General features: G+C 68.7%; 1 protein-coding gene and 1 pseudogene. Both read left to right on the forward strand.

Annotated elements, in window-relative coordinates; genetic code table 11:
• Window positions 1-318 (forward strand): annotated as a pseudogene (locus CXQ96_RS18560) (hypothetical protein); the annotation flags it as partial.
• A 143-nt stretch (window positions 319-461) separates the two neighbouring features.
• The coding region (locus CXQ96_RS17865) for a copper resistance CopC family protein (protein WP_146070948.1) at window positions 462-1,025 on the forward strand (564 nt) is incomplete at its 3' end.

Raw genomic sequence — 1,025 nt, forward strand, 5'->3', positions numbered from 1 at the left:
ATGGGTATGGGGTCGATCGGTGAGCTTCCGCAGGACCACGCGCACGTCCTGGAGCATCCGTCTGCGACTCTCATGGTTCTCGCTCACCTTATCGGCACCCTTCTGGTATCGATCGTGCTGGCCAGGAGTGATGCGGCGCTGTCCCGCCTCCTGACCTGGATCACCCCCCGGTTGCCGGCGTCGTCGCCGGCACCGTTCCCGGTGCGGTCCGTCGATCTGCCGGCATGGGCGGATCTAACCCGCCCGCATCCTGCGCCGTACTTCCACGCCGGCGGTGTCCGCGGACCGCCCGTTCCGCACCCGGGCAGCGCGTCGTAGCTTCCGCGCCCGAGGCGAACACCTCCAGCACCGTTTAGGGTGCGGCGGAGCATGCCGCCCACCCCACGGCACCCCCTTTGATCCTTCTTGATCCCGCGTGACGGCACCGAAGCGTGTCCGACACAGCACGAAAGGCTTTCATCATGAACACCACCACCGGGCGATCCTTCATTGCCCGCGCAGCGACCGCCGGCCTGGCCCTGTCCTTCCTCGGCCTGACCACCGCTCTTCCCGCCCAGGCCCACGACTCCCTCGTCTCGACCTCGCCGGCGGAAGGAGAGACGATCACCACCGACCCGGGCGAGGTGTCGCTTACCCTCACGGGGGCCCCCCAGAGCAGCGACGCCCTGCAGACGACGATCATCGAGGTCACCGCCGGAGACGGACACCCGGCCAGCTCGGGCGAGGTCACCATCGACGGCCCGGTCATCTCGACCGGGGTCGAACTCGAACACGCGGACTCCTACACGGTGGACTGGCGGACCGTGTCCGCCGATGGGCACCCCATCGAAGGGTCCTATATCTTCACCTACGCCCCCGACGGTGAATCCGTAACCCCGGCAACCACCGGTCCCACCACGGCAACTGATCCGGCCGCCCCTACGGGCGAAGCCAGTACGGAGACGAACACCGCGGCGACCGCCCCCGCGGACGCGGAGCCCTCGGCCACCGAGGACGCAGGGCAAGTAGATGCGGCTCCCGCAAGC

This window comes from Arthrobacter sp. B1805 (assembly GCF_002929745.1).
GTDB lineage: Bacteria > Actinomycetota > Actinomycetes > Actinomycetales > Micrococcaceae > Arthrobacter_D.